A 13,626-nucleotide genomic window follows, 5' to 3' on the forward strand; every position below is an offset into this window, starting at 1 on the left:
ATTCCCTTGATACGCGCCATGCAGCGACCTAAACTTGTGCGCACCACCGCCGCCGGGAGGTCGTGCCGATGTCGGACGCATTTCGCACCTCCGACGACTTCGACGAACAGGCCCACCAGCTCTACAACGACGGACGATACGACGACGCGCTTGCCCTCCTGAACGAGGGACTCTCCCTCTACCCCAATGCAGTCGAGCTCCACGTCGGGACGGCGTACGCTCATCTCGCGCGCGAAGAGTACGCTTGGGCCCGGCGCAGCTTCGAGCGCGCGCTCGCCATCGATCCCGACCACGAGGACAGCCTCACGGGGCTGGGCGAGACGCTGCTCAAGTTCGGCGACCGGGCCGCCGCGCTCAACGCGTTCGAGCGCACGATCGAGCTCGGTTTCCGCGACGACCACGACCTGATGCTGCAGGTGGGCCGTGCGCTGTTTCGCGAGGGGCTCGTGGGGCACGCGCAGCGGTTCTTCGATTTCGCGGCGAGCGCGCACCCGGATTCGGCCGACGCCACGGCGTGCCTGGGCTACGCCTGTCATCGGCGGGGCGACGACAGCGGCGCGCTCTTCTGGCTCCGGCGCGCGCTCGAGCTGGACGGGGATTTTCCCGAGGCGCGGATCTATCTCGCGAACATGCTCTACGACCGCGGCGAGTCCGAGGCGGCGCTGCACCATCTCGAGCGGACCCGGCCGGAGGAGCACTTCGATGAGCTGGGGATCTGGCGCACGATCGAGCTCAAGAAATTGGTGTACCGCCTGCGCGACGAAGATCCCGAGCTGCAACCCTGGCTCGCGCGCCTGGGGGAAGTCGCCGGCGAGCCCGACTCGATCGAGCTGCTCCTCGCCGAGGTCGAGGCGCAGCAGTCGGACGGCAGCGTGCGCGACCCGCACCAGCTCGAGCTGTTCGGCACGCTCCTCTCCGAGCTGCACGCGATGCAGCGGCGTCCGGCGCATTCGGGGCACGCCGGCGACGCGCACGCCATCGGCACGCTGTCCGGCGAAACGTTCCGGGGCACCTGGGATGAGATCCTCCTCCAGATGAAGGCCGCCGATCGGGAGTGGGCCGACGCCTCGATGGCGGAGTACATGCTCGGGCTCGCGCGGCGGGGGCGGGCCGAAACCGGAGTGGTGATTCCGGTGACGGACGCCGAGGCGTTCATTCGGGGGAGCGCCGAGGCGGGCGTACTGCGCATCATCCAGTGATCGAGCTGCAGGACCTTTCGAAAACCTACCGCTCGTGGGCCGGCAGCCGGACCGTGCCGGCGCTCGACGGCGTCGCCGTGACCATCGAGGCCGGCGAGGTCGCCGGCATCGCGGGGCCCAACGGCGCCGGCAAGTCGACGCTCATCTCAATCCTCCTCGGCTTCCTCTCACCCACCGGCGGCACGGCCCGGATCGACGGCCTCGTCCCACGAGCGTACGTGGAGCGCCGCGGCGTGGGCTATCTGGCCGAGCTCATCGCGATTCCGCCGCGCTGGACGGTCGAGGCGACGCTCCGCCGAGGCGCGGCGCTGGCGGGTGTGCCCGAGGCGGCGCGGCCCTCGCGCATCGACGATCTGCTGCACCGGCTCGGTCTCGCCGATCAGCGCGCGAAGCAGGCGCGGCAACTTTCGAAGGGCAACCTGCAGCGGCTCGGACTCGCTCAGGCACTCGTCTCCGACGCCGATCTGATCGTGCTCGACGAGCCGACGCACGGCCTCGACCCCGTGTGGACCCAGCGCTTCCGGGACGTCGTGCGCGGGCTCCGGCGGCCGGGCCGTACGGTCGTGATCGCGTCGCACAACCTCGACGAGCTCGAGCGCCTGGCCGACCGGGTGCTGATCCTCAATCAGGGGCGCCTCGAGCGGGTGGTCGCCGTTGGCGCCGCGCCGGAGGTCGCCGCGGGGACCGCCCCGCCGCCGCTCGTCTATCGACTGGCGCTCGCCGCCCCTCATCCTGCGCTCCCCGCGACCTTTCCAGGCGCTGCCCCCATCGCCGGCCGCACGGCCGAATGGCGCGTAGTGGGCGATCTCGGCGAGCTCAACCGTAGCCTCGCCGCGCTCCTCGCGGCCGGCGCCACCGTGCGCTCGTTCGACGCGGAGGAGAGCCGGCTCGAGAGTGAGTTTCGGGCGGCCGTGGGGGACGCGCCGTGAACGCACGCGAGCCGCGCGCGGGGCCCCGGCGCATGCCGCTCCGCTATGCCGGTTGGATGGCGCGCGACGTGGCCGCGGGGCCGGGGCTGCCGATGCTTGCGGTGGCCGCGCTCGCGCTGCTGCTGATGAATTCCGTCACGATCACTACCGACATTGCAGGCGGGCAAGCGACAGTCCTCCTCTACGAGCTGGATCTCGCGACCAAGGTGCTGATCCTGTTGGCGACCGCGGGGATGGTGAGCGCGGACTTTGCCGGCGGATACCACCGCACGCTTTTTGCCCACCCGGTGAGCCCGCCGCTTTACTATCTTGAGCGGTGGATCGTCGGCGGCGTTGCGGTGCTCGTCTGCGCCGCGCCGATGGCGCTCGCGGTGGCGATTCGGCTCGATGGCTCGATCGCCGCGGCGGGTGGGCTCCTCGTTCGCGCGTCGCTCATGTACTTCCTGCTGGGTGGGCTGGTGTTTCTGCTGTCGACATTTCTCCGTCGTGATTGGCTGGTCGCCGTCCTGCTGCTGCTTCTGCAGGCCACGCTCGGCTTCGCCGAGACCACGGGCTTCGCCTCGCACCCGCTCACGGAAACGGTGTACGCTCTGCTCCCGCCGTTTCACCTGGTGGGTGTGCAGCGGCCGCTGCCCACCGGGGGCGCGCTGCTCTACGTGGCGCTCTACGGCGTGGCGCTCGCCGCCGCGGCGCTGGCGGTGCTGCGCTGGCGCCCTCTCTCTACCGGCGCGCGCGGATGACGGACGAGCAGGGGCCGGGCCGCTGGTCGGGCGGTGTGCGGCGCGAGGTATTGCCGAACGGGCTCACGGTTCTGGTGCAGCGCGACGCGTCCGCCCCGGTGGTCGCGGTGGTGACGCATGTCAAGGCCGGCTTTTTCGATGAGCCGGACCGCTGGGGCGGCATCTCGCACGTGCTGGAGCACATGTTCTTCAAGGGGACGGCGCGCCGGGGCGTGGGCGCGGTGGCGCGCGAGACCAAGGCGGCCGGCGGCTACCTCAACGCCAGCACCGGGTACGACCAGACCAACTACTTCGTCGTGCTGCCACGCGAGGGCCTGGCGTCCGCGCTCGAGATTCAGGCCGACGCGCTCCGGAACGCGGCGCTCGATGGGGGCGAGCTCGCACGCGAGCTCCAAGTGATCATCCAGGAAGCCAAGCGCAAGCTGGACAGCCCGGAGGCGGTGGCCGCCGAGACCCTGCACGAAGTCATGTTCGACCGGCACCGGATCCGGCGCTGGCGCATCGGCCGCGAGGAGGATCTCGCGCGCTTCACGCGGGACGACGTGCGGGGATACTACGAGTCACGCTACGTCCCCGAACGCACGATCGTGGCGATCGTGGGCGACGTCGACCCCGAGGCCGCGCTCGCGCTCGCCCGCGAGGCCTACGGCGGGTGGCCGCCGCGCCCGGGTGCGCTCGACCGCTCGCCCGAGGAGCCCCCGCACCGTGGCGTGCGGGCGCGGACGCTCCGCGGCGATGTGGCGCAGGCCCAGCTCGTGATCGGCTGGCCCACGGTGCCGCCGCTGCATCCCGACTCGCCCGCGCTCGACCTCGCGGCGGCGGTGCTGAGCGCCGGCCGCGGGAGCTGGCTTTACCGGGCGCTGCGCGAGCCCGGCATCGTCTCGGGAATCGCCTCCTGGAACTACGCGCCGACCGAGCTCGGCGTGTTTGCCGTGAGCGCCGACCTCGAGCCCGAGCGCCTTCCGGCGGCCGTCGAGGGCATCGCCGAGGCGACCGCGCGCCTTGGCATGCTCGGGCCGTCCGAACCCGATCTCACGCGGGCCCGCACGCTCGTGCTTGCGCGCTGGGCGCGGCGCCTCGAGTCGATGGAGGGCCGCGCCTCGGCGCTCGCGGCGGCGGAAGCGCTCGGTGGCGTCGAGATTCTGGACCGCGAGTACGACGCGCTCCAGACGGCAACGGCGGACGACGTGCGCGCCGTTGCCGCGCGATACCTGGCGCCGGACAATGTCTCGGGCGTGGCGTATCTCCCGCGCGGGCGCGGCGCCGATCTCACCGTCGAGATGCTGGCGCGCGCCTTTGCGGTCACGGCGCTGCGGCCGCTCGCGAGCCCGGCCGGGTCCGCGCCGCGCGCGGCGGGTCCGAGAGCAGCGCAGGCGCGCGAGCGGGATGCCGGCGTGTGGCAGCTTGCATTGCCCGGTGTGGACGTGCTCGTGCGCCGCAAGATCGGCGTGCCCATGGTGGCGCTCGGCATCTACGTGCCTCGGCTGGAGTTCGATCCGCCCGGCGAGGCGGGGATCGGCGCGCTCACCGTGCGCGGCGCGCTCCGCGGCGCGGGCGCGCTCGACGCCGCCGGTCTCGCGTTCGCGGTCGAGCGGCTCGGGGGCACGCTCGGGGCGAGCAGCACGGTGGATTGGCTCGGCGTCGGCACCGCCGTTCTCGCCGAACGGCTGCCGGAAGCCGGCGCGTTGCTCGATCTCGTGTACACGGCGCCGCGCTTCGGCGAGGCGGAGATCGCGGCGGAGCGGGATCTCATGATCGTCGAGGCCACGCAGGTGGCGGACGATATGTTCCGCTACCCGTTCCAACTCGCCTTCGGCGCGGCCTTCGGCGATCTCACCTACGGCCGGCCGATCGGCGGCCTGGCGGAGACGCTCGCTGGACTCACTGCGGGCGATGCGCGCCGCTGGCACGAGCGCGCGTTATTGGGCGTGCGGCCGGTCGTGGTGGCCGTGGGCGACGTGGAGCCCGAGCGAGCGGCGGAGCAGCTTGCGGGCGTGTTCGGCGCGTACCCGCAGCGCGCGCGCGCGATGGTCACGGCGCCGGTGGCCTGGGCGCTCGACTCCCGGCCACTTGTGCGCGCGGTGGAGCGCGAGAAGGCCCAGAGCGCGCTCGCGATGGTGTTCCAGGGACCCGACCGCCGCGCCCCCGATCGCTGGGCCGGCGATGTCTGGGCGGCGATCGCAAGCGGGCTCGGCGGCCGGCTCTTCGAGGCGCTGCGCGACCGCCGCTCGCTGGCGTACACGGTCGTCGCCTCATCCTGGCAGAAGGGGCGTGCCGGGGCGCTCGTTACCTACATCGCGACGTCACCCGATCGCGAGGAGGAAGCGCGCTCGGCGATGCTGGCTGAGCTGGAGCGGTTCGTGCGCGAGCCGGCAAGCGAGGAGGAGCTGCGCCAGGCGGTGAGCTATCTCGCCGGCCAGGTGCAGGTGCGCTTGCAGAGCGGCGCGGCGGTGGCCGGCGATATCCTCGAGGCGTGGCTCGTGGGGGATGGGCTGGGCGAGCTGGCCGATCCCGCGGCGCGCTACCGCGCGGTCACCGCCGACGCCGTGCGCGCGGTTGCGGCGCATTATCTCGATGCGGCGCGGCGGGCGGAGGGCGTCGTCCGAGGCACGCGCGGACGCCGCTGAGCGCGGACGCCGCCGAGCGGCGCACGCCCGCGGCACCTGCGTCAAGCGTTCAGCCGCCGAGCCGACGCCGAATCACGTCCATCCCGCGCGAAGCCTCCGCCGGGCGGCGTGCCACGACGTCCACCAGGCAGAGCCCGTCGTCCAACCCGACGTGAATCACGATGTGCCCCTCGCGGCAGACGAGCGCCACCCCAAGCGTGCCCGTGCCGGGCCGCGCGACTGGCGGGCCATGCGAGGGCATGCCCACCGCCCCCGCCGCCGCGACGACCAGCGCGGAGAGCGCCGCCGCGTCGAGCCGCGCGCCGGGAGCGGCGGTGAACTCGGCCAGCGCGTGATCGAAGGCTGCATCCATCGGCGGCGTGGCGGCGGGTGGAGGAGCGGCAGGCGTGGGCGCGCGATGTATGTTAGGGTGATGCCCGAAAGTAGTCCCGCCCCTATGGGCCAGCAAGCTCGACCGCTCTGGAGCGCCGCCGATGTCTTGACGGCGCTCAGGCTCCCGCTCGCGGTCGCATTTCCGCTCGCGAGCGGAACTGGTGCGCGGTTCTTCATCCTCGTGCTGGCTGCCGCGAGCGACCTGCTCGACGGGCGGCTCGCGCGGCGGTACGGCAGCTCGGCATTCGGTGCGGTGCTGGATCCGATCGCGGACAAACTGTTCATGGTCTCCGCATTCGGCGTCGTGCTCGCGTCGGGGCGCCTCGCGCTCTACGAGGTCGTGGGCGTGCTGCTCCGGGACATCGTGGCGAGCGTGGCGTTCTTCGCGACCGCGGCCAAGCGGGCAACCCGCGCGATTCCGGCGCGCCCGAGCGGCAAGGCGGTAACGGTGGCCCAACTGCTCACGCTCCTCGCCTTTCTCTTCGATTCTCCGCTGCTCCACCCGCTCGCGTGGGGGACGGCGGCCCTCGCACTCTATGCCATCGGGGACTACAGCCGCGCGGCCGGAGAGCGGCGCCCGCTCGGCGGCACGAGCTGATGCCAAACGGGGGGGCCGAGGCGCCCAGCGCGCCGGAAGCCAGGCGCGTGGCCCTCGAGTGGTTGGGCGATCTTCGCTTCGAGGGCGCTGAATCCGGGGGGCCCACGATGCTGCTCGATGCCGATGGCGTCGAGGCGCCGGGGCCCATGGCCGCGCTGCTGCTCGCGGCCGCGGCGTGTTCCGGCGCGGACGTGGTCTCGATACTCGGCAAGATGCGGGTAAAGCTCGAGGCATGCAGGATCGAGGTGGCCGGCGTGCGCCGCGAAATTGAGCCGCGCCGCTACACGTCGGTGCACTTCACGTTCGAGCTCAAGGGCGCCGCCCTCGACGAGGCAAAGGCGCGCCGGGCGATCGACCTTTCGCTCACCCGTTATTGCTCGGTGGTGCACTCGCTCGCGCCGGACATCGCCATCGCATATGAGCTGCGGTTGACGTGATGGCCGCCGGGTGCGGCGCAGCGCGGCGGACCGGTGCGGCGCGGGCCGCGCTGCTCGCCACGGTGGCCGTTTCGGTGGCGCTTCGCGTGGCGGCAGCGCAGGGCGTGCGAGAGCTGGGCGCGCAGGCGGTGGTCACCACCGCCGATCCGGTTCTTGCCGCGGCGGGTCTCTATGCTGCCGTTCGTCCCTCGCTCCGCACCCGCATCGCGCTCACAGCCGTGGCGGGTCCGACGCTCAGCGCGGGGACTGGCGGCGACGTCGCGGGCCGGGCCGAGTTGCTGGGGCACTTTCTTCTTGCTCCCACCGTCGCGCGCCATGCGGGAGTGTACGTGGGCGGCGGCCTGGCCGGCGTCGTAGGCCCGGCAGATCGGGCTGTTCTGGTGCTGGTGGCGGGTCTGGAGCAGCGCCCAGGCGCGCCGGCCGGGTGGGCACTGGAACTCGGCGTGGGCGGCGGGATCAGGATCGCCGCGGGCTATCGATGGCGCCGGTTTCCCGCTGGTTGGCCGCGGAAATGACAAAACGCCCCGTGACATCGATCACGGGGCGGCGGATGCTTCGTGTCAGACTTGCTCAGACTGCGACCGAGTCCGCGCTCGGCTGGTCGGCCGCGTCAGGCCGCCGGTGCACCGGCTGGCAGTAGCGCTCGCCGAGAGTACGGAGCTCCCGCAGCGCCTCATCGCTCAGATCTGGATACCGGTCGGCGAGGTATTGCATGGTGTCGTCGAACCACTCGCCTTGATGTTCGGGCAGGGCCTCGATGACGCCGCAGCGCAGGACGTGGCTGAACAGTTCGTCGCGGGCCTGGTCGAAGGAGGACGCGGTTGCCGGGGCACGTCTGGGTTTGGTCTTGCTCATCTACCTTCCTTGTAATGGTCTCATCTCACCGGGCGCAGCCCTCTGCGCCGCGGGCAATATAACCGGCCGGCGCGTGGCGTTGCAGGCCCGCGATCGGCCTACGCCTTCGCCGCCGGCGTACGCCTTCACCCGCGGCTTCGCCCTCGCGCGGGCCGCGTTAGATTCATCCCGGGCGAAATGGGGAACTCGGCGCGGGGCCGACTCCGGCCCGCGAGGATGTCATGGCAGAACACGACGAGGTATACGATCAGGGTCGGGCCGACCGGCTCGTGGCCCTACTGCGGGAGCTTGCCGCCAGAATCCAGGAGCTCGACCGCGGCGGCCAACTCTTGAGCGGGAGCGGAGTTCCCGAGCTGCTGCGCCGCATGGGCGACGCTCGGGCCGAGCTGTTCCACTACGAGGTGCGCAGCACCTACGACACGCCTGAGGTGGCCGAGCACCGGCGGATCGTGGACGAGGCGCGGCGCGCCGGCAATGGGCTTCCGGACGAGCCCGAGGACGACGAGCCATGGCGGAAGCGCCCCTCGGCGTGAGGCGGTTCTACGCACTGCTCGCCCTGGTGGCGGTGATCGGGCTCGGCGTGCTTGGCTGGCTCGTCAGCCGGCCGGCCACGGTGAGCATTCCGGCCAATGTCGCGATCCAGCCATCGGACACGGCCGGCTTTCACGGGTATCTCATGGGCTCGCCGAGCGCGCCGGTCGAGATCACGGAGTACGCGGACTACCAGTGTCCCTTCTGCCAAACGTTCGACCAACTCCAGTTTCCGACGATCAAGACGAAGCTCATCGACACCGGCCGGCTCCGCTGGCGCTACCGGGACTTCCCGCTCTCGCAGCACAGCTTCTCCCGGCTCGCCGCGCACTCGGCGGCGTGCGCCGACGAACAAGGGAAGTACTGGGAGCAGCACGAACGCATCTACGCAGGCCAGGCGCAGTGGGCGGCGTCGAGCGATGCGGGGAGATACTTCCGGGATTATGCCAGAGAGAACGGCCTCGACCTCAACCGCTACGACGCGTGCATGCGTTCCGGCACGTACGCCGGCCGCATCCAGGCGAGCTATGATGAAGGGGTGCGGGTGGGTGTCACCGGCACCCCGACGCTGCTCGTTGGCGGCAGGCTCTATCAGGGGCGCCTGGATTCGGACGCCATCGAGCGGCTGGTCGATTCGCTCGCGCCCCGGACGGCGGCGCGATGACGCGGTGCACGGCGTAGCGTGAAGGCATAGCGTGTCGGAGGCGGCGCACACTCCGCCTCGAGGACGGGCGCTCGCGGGGCTGTCCCTGGCCGCGCTCGGCGTCGTCTACGGGGACATCGGCACCAGCCCGCTGTACGCGGTGAAGGAATGCTTCGGGGGCGAGTACGGCATTCCGCCCACCGTAAGCAACGTGCTCGGCATCCTCTCGCTGATCGTCTGGTCGCTCAACTTCATCATCTCCTACAAGTACATCTCGCAGGTCATGCGGGCCGACAACCGCGGCGAAGGGGGCATTCTGGCCCTCATGGCGCTGGTGCGGCCCAAGAGCTCAGGCGCGTCGGTCCACGCACGCCGGACACTGGTCGCGCTCGGCATCTTCGGCGCGGCGCTGCTCTACGGCGACGGGGTGATCACGCCGGCGATCTCCGTGCTGGGCGCGGTGGAGGGGCTCAACGTGGCGACCCCCGCCTTCGATCACCTGGTGGTGCCGATCACGGTGGCGATCCTGATCGCGCTGTTCGCGTTCCAGCGGCGCGGCACGGCAGGGGTGGGCGCCGTGTTCGGGCCGCTCATGCTGCTCTGGTTCCTCGCAATCGCGGCGCTCGGCCTGCGCGGCATCCTGCTCGAGCCCTCGGTGCTGCGCGCGCTCAATCCGTGGTATGCGGTGGACTTCTTCATCCGCGACGGCTCCCAGGCGTTCTTCATTCTCGGCGCCGTCGTGCTCGTGCTTACCGGCGGCGAAGCGCTCTATGCAGACATGGGCCACTTCGGCAAGCGGCCGATCCGCGCGGCATGGTTCACGCTGGTGCTGCCGGCGCTCCTGCTCAACTACTTCGGCCAGGGCGCGCTGCTCCTCCGGAACGCACCCGCGGTGGCCAATCCGTTCTACTCCCTGGTTCCGCCGTCGCTGCTCATCCCCATGGTGATCGTCGCGTCGGCCGCGGCGGTCGTCGCGTCGCAGGCGCTCATCTCGGGGGCGTTTTCCCTGACGCGGCAGGCGATGCAGCTCGGCTACAGCCCGCGGGTCACGATCTGGCATACGTCGAGCACCGAAGCCGGACAGATCTACATCCCGCAGGTGAACCAGGCGCTTGCCGTGGCCTGCGTCGGCCTGGTGCTCGGGTTCCGTTCGGCCAGTAACCTCGCCGCGGCGTACGGCATCGCGGTGACCGGCACGATGGCCATTACGAGCATCCTCTTCGGCGCCGTGGCGCGCGGTCTCTGGCACTGGCCCCGGTGGAAGGCGTTCGGTCTCGCGGGGCTCTTCCTCGCCGTGGACCTCGCCTTCTTCAGCGCAAACCTGGTGAAGGTCACGCAGGGCGGCTGGTTTCCGCTGGTGGTGGCGGTCGCGATCTTCACGCTGATGATGACGTGGAAGCAGGGCCGCACGATTCTCGCCGGGATCATGCGGGAGAACGCGCTGCCGATGGACGTGTTCCTCGCCGACATCGGCCGGCGCCGGCCGCCGCGGGTGCCCGGCGTCGCCGTCTTTCTCACCTCCGATCCACGCGGCGCGCCACCCGTTCTCCTCCACCACCTCAAGCACAACAAGGTGCTGCACGAGCGGGTGATCCTGCTGTCGATTCTGACCGAGGAGTTTCCCCAGGTGCGGGAGGACGAGCGGGTGCGGTGCCGTGAGCTGGGCGAAGGCTTCTACCAGGTGATATCGCGTTTCGGCTTCATGGAGACGCCGGACGTGCCGAGAGTCGTGCGTTCCCTGGCCGACCCCGCGCAGGATGGCCCGGCGGTGCCGGTGAACCTGATGCAGACGACGTTCTATCTCGGACGCGAGACGCTCATCGCCACCGGCAACCACCGCATGGCGCGGTGGCGGAAGAAGCTCTTCATCATCATGACGCGGAATGCGCAGCCGGCCACCGCGTTCTTCGGCCTGCCGCCGAACAGGGTTGTAGAGTTGGGAGCGCAGATACAGTTGTAAGCTTGTCCTGCCTGCCTTACGCCCTCCCGCTCACGATTCCTTCGCCTCATGCATCTCTTTCAGCCTGTTCACCACGTTCGGGTCTGCCAGCGTCGTGGTGTCACCCAGCGCCCGCCCTTCCGCGATGTCCTGCAGCAGGCGGCGCATGATCTTGCCGCTCCGGGTCTTTGGGAGGTCGGCGGAGAAGATGACGTCGTCCGGCCTCGCGATGGCGCCGATCTTGTTCGCAACGTGGTTCTTGAGGTCGTCCTTGAGACTGGCGGTCGCCGGGTGGCCCTCCTTGAGGGTCACGAACGCGGCGAGCGCCTGGCCCTTGAGGTCGTGCGCTTTGCCCACCACCGCGGCCTCAGCCACGGCCGGGTGATCCACCAGCGCGCTCTCCACTTCCATCGTGCCGATGCGATGGCCGGCCACGTTGAGCACGTCGTCCACCCGGCCTAGGATCCACCAGTAGCCCTCGTCGTCGACCTTGGCGCCGTCACCGGCAAAGTAGCGGCCGGGGAAGCGACTCCAGTACGTCTGGCGGTAGCGCTCGTCGTCGCCGTAAATCGTGCGGAGCATGCCGGGCCACGGCTCGGTGAGCGTGAGGAATCCGCCACCGCGCTCGACCGCGACGCCGCGGTTGTCGACCAGTTGGGCACAAACGCCGGGGAAGGGAACCGTCGCCGACCCGGGCTTGGTGGTGGTGACGCCGGGCAGCGGCGTGATCATGATGCCGCCGGTCTCGGTCTGCCACCAGGTGTCCACGATGGGGCAGCGCCCCTTGCCAATCTGTTCGTGGTACCAGATCCAGGCTTCGGGGTTGATCGGCTCGCCGACGCTGCCGAGAAGGCGGAGGGTCGACAGGTCGTGGCGCGCGGGGTGGTCGGTGCCCCATTTCATGAACGCGCGGATGGCCGTCGGTGCGGTGTAGAACACGCTGACGCCGTAGCGCTCGACCAGGGCCCAGAACCGGTCGCGCTCGGGCCAATCGGGCGCGCCTTCGTACATCAGCACTGTGGCGCCATTCGCGAGCGGGCCGTAGACGACGTACGAATGTCCGGTGACCCAGCCGATGTCGGCCGTGCACCAGAAGATGTCGTCGTCATGCAGGTCGAAAACGTACTTGGTGGTGGCGGCGACCTGCGTGAGATAGCCTCCGGTGGTGTGTACGATACCCTTCGGCTTGCCGGTGGTGCCCGACGTATAGAGGATGAAGAGCAAGTCCTCGGCGTCCATCGCCTCGGCGGGGCATTCGGCGGCAGCGGAGTCCACGCGGTCGTGCCACCAGTGATCGCGCCCCTGTTTCATTGCTGCCTCGACCTCGCCGCCCTTGCCCGGGGCGTTGCGTCGCACCACCAGCACGCTCCTGATCGATGGGCAATCGGCGAGGGCCTGATCGGCGACGCGCTTGAGCGGCACCATCTGGCCCCGTCGGTAGCCGCCGTCCCCGGTGATGAGGCAGACGGCCTGCGCGTCGTTGATGCGGTCGCGGAGCGACTCCGCCGCAAAGCCGCCGAAGACGACCGAGTGCACCGCGCCGATGCGGGCGCAGGCGAGCATGGCAATGGCGGCCTCGGGAATCATCGGCAGGTAGATCGCCACCCGGTCGCCGCGGCGGACGCCAAGGCCCTTGAGCGCGTTGGCGCAGCGGCTCACTTCCCGGGCGAGCTCGGCGAAGGTGAGGACGCGCCGATCGCCCGGCTCGCCCTCCCAGAGGATCGCCGGCTTGTGGCGACGAGAGCCGCTGAGATGGCGGTCGAGGCAGTTGGCGGCCGCATTCAGCCGTCCGCCCGAAAACCAGCGCGCGTGCGGCGGGTTCCACTCCAGCACTCGCTGCCAGGGCGTGATCCAGTCGAGCGCGCGAGCCTGGTCGGCCCAGAAGCCCTCGCGGTCTTGCGCCGCGCGCTGGTAGAGTTCGGCCGTCGCGAAGGCGTGCTTGGCGAACGCGGGCGGCGGCGGGAAGCGGCGTTGCTCGATCAGCAGCGTATCGATTTGGTCGGTCATAAGGGCGCGGTGGCAAAGGATGACGCAAGCTAGGGAGAAACCGGGTGGTCGGCTAGACTGCCAGTTGCAGTTTTCCGGGCCCTCGTGCGGAGTGCGACGCACGGGTGCTGCAACATCCGTTCGGACGCCGAGCCAATGAGCCGGGCGACATGAGTTTACGTCCAATGGCACCACTCTCGCCCCTCCGGGTCCGCACGGTCAACGGGACCGTGAAGGATCACCACGACCGCCCGATAAGAGCACACCCGGAGCGATCCGGGGCCGCAAAACTAGAGGTCTCATCCTCGGCGTCCGCCAAGCGCGGCGCTGCAGGCGGGGGTGAGATAGCTCGGTGCCGAAGGTGGATCAAGGCGAGCGCCGCGGGTTCGTGCCAGCCTTGTCGGGTGTGGGAGGACGTATGAACTCCGCGCACGCGACGGCCCGTGAGTTGGTCGCCCCCGAACGACTCGGCCTCGACACGAGGGTCGAGTTCCGCAAGGCCGCCATCGCACTCCTCGACCAACTCCCCGAGGGAGACGGGCGTCTCCTGATCGAGCTCAACGGCACCCGCCACGTCGATTCGGCCGGCCTGGGCGCGTTGATGCTCATCCAGCGGCACGCCGCCGCGCGGCGCCAGACGGTGGTGCTGCGGCATCCGAGCGACGAGCTGCGATTCCTCCTCGTCCTGACGAAACTGGCGGACCTTTTCCAGCTCGAGTCGGCCGCGGCGTGATGCGGGGGCATGACGGCCCCGCGATCGTTGCCGCTTT

14 protein-coding genes and 1 riboswitch are annotated in these 13,626 nt (G+C 70.5%); of the genes, 11 read left to right on the plus strand and 3 right to left on the minus strand.

Annotated elements, in window-relative coordinates; genetic code table 11:
* Window positions 1–68 precede the first annotated feature (68 nt).
* From VFW66_09280 to VFW66_09295, 4 genes are read left to right on the plus strand one after another with little or no spacing between them, the layout of a single operon-like run.
* A complete protein-coding gene (locus VFW66_09280) occupies window positions 69–1,199 on the plus strand; it encodes a tetratricopeptide repeat protein (protein HEX5386878.1) in 1,131 nt (376 codons plus the stop codon).
* Window positions 1,196–2,128, plus strand: coding sequence for an ABC transporter ATP-binding protein (locus VFW66_09285; protein HEX5386879.1), 933 nt, complete (start codon window positions 1,196–1,198; stop codon window positions 2,126–2,128). Before VFW66_09280 ends, VFW66_09285 begins: the two co-directional genes overlap by 4 nt.
* The gene (locus VFW66_09290) at window positions 2,125–2,868 is read left to right on the plus strand and encodes a hypothetical protein (protein ID HEX5386880.1); all 744 of its coding nucleotides are present in this window, start codon (window positions 2,125–2,127) and stop codon (window positions 2,866–2,868) included. The genes VFW66_09285 and VFW66_09290 overlap by 4 nt, the downstream gene beginning before the upstream one ends.
* On the plus strand, window positions 2,865–5,495 hold the full coding sequence (locus VFW66_09295) for a pitrilysin family protein (GenBank protein ID HEX5386881.1): 2,631 nt from the start codon (window positions 2,865–2,867) through the stop codon (window positions 5,493–5,495). The genes VFW66_09290 and VFW66_09295 overlap by 4 nt, the downstream gene beginning before the upstream one ends.
* Before the next feature lie 49 nt (window positions 5,496–5,544).
* Here VFW66_09295 and VFW66_09300 read toward each other — a convergent pair whose 3' ends face one another.
* Entirely contained in the window at window positions 5,545–5,847 is a 303-nt protein-coding gene (locus tag VFW66_09300; protein ID HEX5386882.1) for a hypothetical protein, read from the minus strand.
* 84 nt (window positions 5,848–5,931) lie between these two features.
* Here VFW66_09300 and VFW66_09305 point away from each other — a divergent pair, with 84 nt between their 5' ends.
* The 3 genes from VFW66_09305 to VFW66_09315 are packed head-to-tail and all read left to right on the plus strand — an operon-like array spanning window position 5,932 to window position 7,417.
* The gene (locus tag VFW66_09305) at window positions 5,932–6,465 is read left to right on the plus strand and encodes a CDP-alcohol phosphatidyltransferase family protein (GenBank protein ID HEX5386883.1); all 534 of its coding nucleotides are present in this window, start codon (window positions 5,932–5,934) and stop codon (window positions 6,463–6,465) included.
* Window positions 6,466–6,512: 47 nt separating this feature from the next.
* Entirely contained in the window at window positions 6,513–6,902 is a 390-nt protein-coding gene (locus VFW66_09310; GenBank protein HEX5386884.1) for an OsmC family protein, read from the plus strand.
* Window positions 6,902–7,417 carry a hypothetical protein gene (locus VFW66_09315; protein ID HEX5386885.1) on the plus strand — a complete coding sequence of 172 codons (516 nt, stop codon included), beginning with the start codon at window positions 6,902–6,904 and terminating at the stop codon, window positions 7,415–7,417. The genes VFW66_09310 and VFW66_09315 overlap by 1 nt, the downstream gene beginning before the upstream one ends.
* A gap of 55 nt (window positions 7,418–7,472) precedes the next feature.
* Here VFW66_09315 and VFW66_09320 read toward each other — a convergent pair whose 3' ends face one another.
* Complete coding sequence (locus tag VFW66_09320; GenBank protein HEX5386886.1) at window positions 7,473–7,757, minus strand: hypothetical protein; 285 nt, start codon at window positions 7,755–7,757, stop codon at window positions 7,473–7,475.
* A gap of 221 nt (window positions 7,758–7,978) precedes the next feature.
* Between VFW66_09320 and VFW66_09325 the strand changes: the two genes are divergently transcribed.
* Genes VFW66_09325 through VFW66_09335 form a run of 3 tightly spaced genes read left to right on the plus strand, consistent with a single transcriptional unit; the run spans window position 7,979 to window position 10,891 of the window.
* Window positions 7,979–8,290, plus strand: coding sequence for a hypothetical protein (locus VFW66_09325; protein HEX5386887.1), 312 nt, complete (start codon window positions 7,979–7,981; stop codon window positions 8,288–8,290).
* The gene (locus VFW66_09330; protein ID HEX5386888.1) at window positions 8,266–8,952 is read left to right on the plus strand and encodes a thioredoxin domain-containing protein; all 687 of its coding nucleotides are present in this window, start codon (window positions 8,266–8,268) and stop codon (window positions 8,950–8,952) included. Before VFW66_09325 ends, VFW66_09330 begins: the two co-directional genes overlap by 25 nt.
* A 31-nt stretch (window positions 8,953–8,983) precedes the next feature.
* A complete protein-coding gene (locus VFW66_09335) occupies window positions 8,984–10,891 on the plus strand; it encodes a potassium transporter Kup (protein ID HEX5386889.1) in 1,908 nt (635 codons plus the stop codon).
* A 30-nt stretch (window positions 10,892–10,921) separates the two neighbouring features.
* On the opposite strand, the gene acs is transcribed toward VFW66_09335, so the two are convergent.
* Entirely contained in the window at window positions 10,922–12,877 is a 1,956-nt protein-coding gene (gene acs, locus VFW66_09340) for an acetate--CoA ligase (GenBank protein HEX5386890.1), read from the minus strand.
* Between the two features lie 228 nt (window positions 12,878–13,105).
* Window positions 13,106–13,216: riboswitch (cyclic di-GMP riboswitch) on the plus strand.
* Window positions 13,217–13,274: 58 nt separating this feature from the next.
* Here acs and VFW66_09345 point away from each other — a divergent pair.
* Window positions 13,275–13,589, plus strand: coding sequence for an STAS domain-containing protein (locus VFW66_09345; GenBank protein HEX5386891.1), 315 nt, complete (start codon window positions 13,275–13,277; stop codon window positions 13,587–13,589).
* The last annotated feature ends 37 nt before the right edge of the window (window positions 13,590–13,626 follow it).

The sequence above is a fragment of the Gemmatimonadales bacterium genome, assembly GCA_036279355.1.
Taxonomy (GTDB): domain Bacteria; phylum Gemmatimonadota; class Gemmatimonadetes; order Gemmatimonadales; family GWC2-71-9; genus DASQPE01.

Excerpts from the sequence above, each read along its gene's own strand:
- VFW66_09325 (HEX5386887.1), top strand. The coding sequence starts at position 7,979 with ATGGCAGAACACGACGAGGTATACGATCAGGGTCGGGCCGACCGGCTC.
- VFW66_09345 (HEX5386891.1), top strand. The coding sequence starts at position 13,275 with ATGAACTCCGCGCACGCGACGGCCCGTGAGTTGGTCGCCCCCGAACGA.
- acs (HEX5386890.1), bottom strand. The coding sequence starts at position 12,877 with ATGACCGACCAAATCGATACGCTGCTGATCGAGCAACGCCGCTTCCCG.
- VFW66_09330 (HEX5386888.1), top strand. The coding sequence starts at position 8,266 with ATGGCGGAAGCGCCCCTCGGCGTGAGGCGGTTCTACGCACTGCTCGCC.
- VFW66_09315 (HEX5386885.1), top strand. The coding sequence starts at position 6,902 with ATGGCCGCCGGGTGCGGCGCAGCGCGGCGGACCGGTGCGGCGCGGGCC.
- VFW66_09280 (HEX5386878.1), top strand. The coding sequence starts at position 69 with ATGTCGGACGCATTTCGCACCTCCGACGACTTCGACGAACAGGCCCAC.
- VFW66_09300 (HEX5386882.1), bottom strand. The coding sequence starts at position 5,847 with ATGGATGCAGCCTTCGATCACGCGCTGGCCGAGTTCACCGCCGCTCCC.
- VFW66_09320 (HEX5386886.1), bottom strand. The coding sequence starts at position 7,757 with ATGAGCAAGACCAAACCCAGACGTGCCCCGGCAACCGCGTCCTCCTTC.
- VFW66_09305 (HEX5386883.1), top strand. The coding sequence starts at position 5,932 with ATGGGCCAGCAAGCTCGACCGCTCTGGAGCGCCGCCGATGTCTTGACG.
- VFW66_09295 (HEX5386881.1), top strand. The coding sequence starts at position 2,865 with ATGACGGACGAGCAGGGGCCGGGCCGCTGGTCGGGCGGTGTGCGGCGC.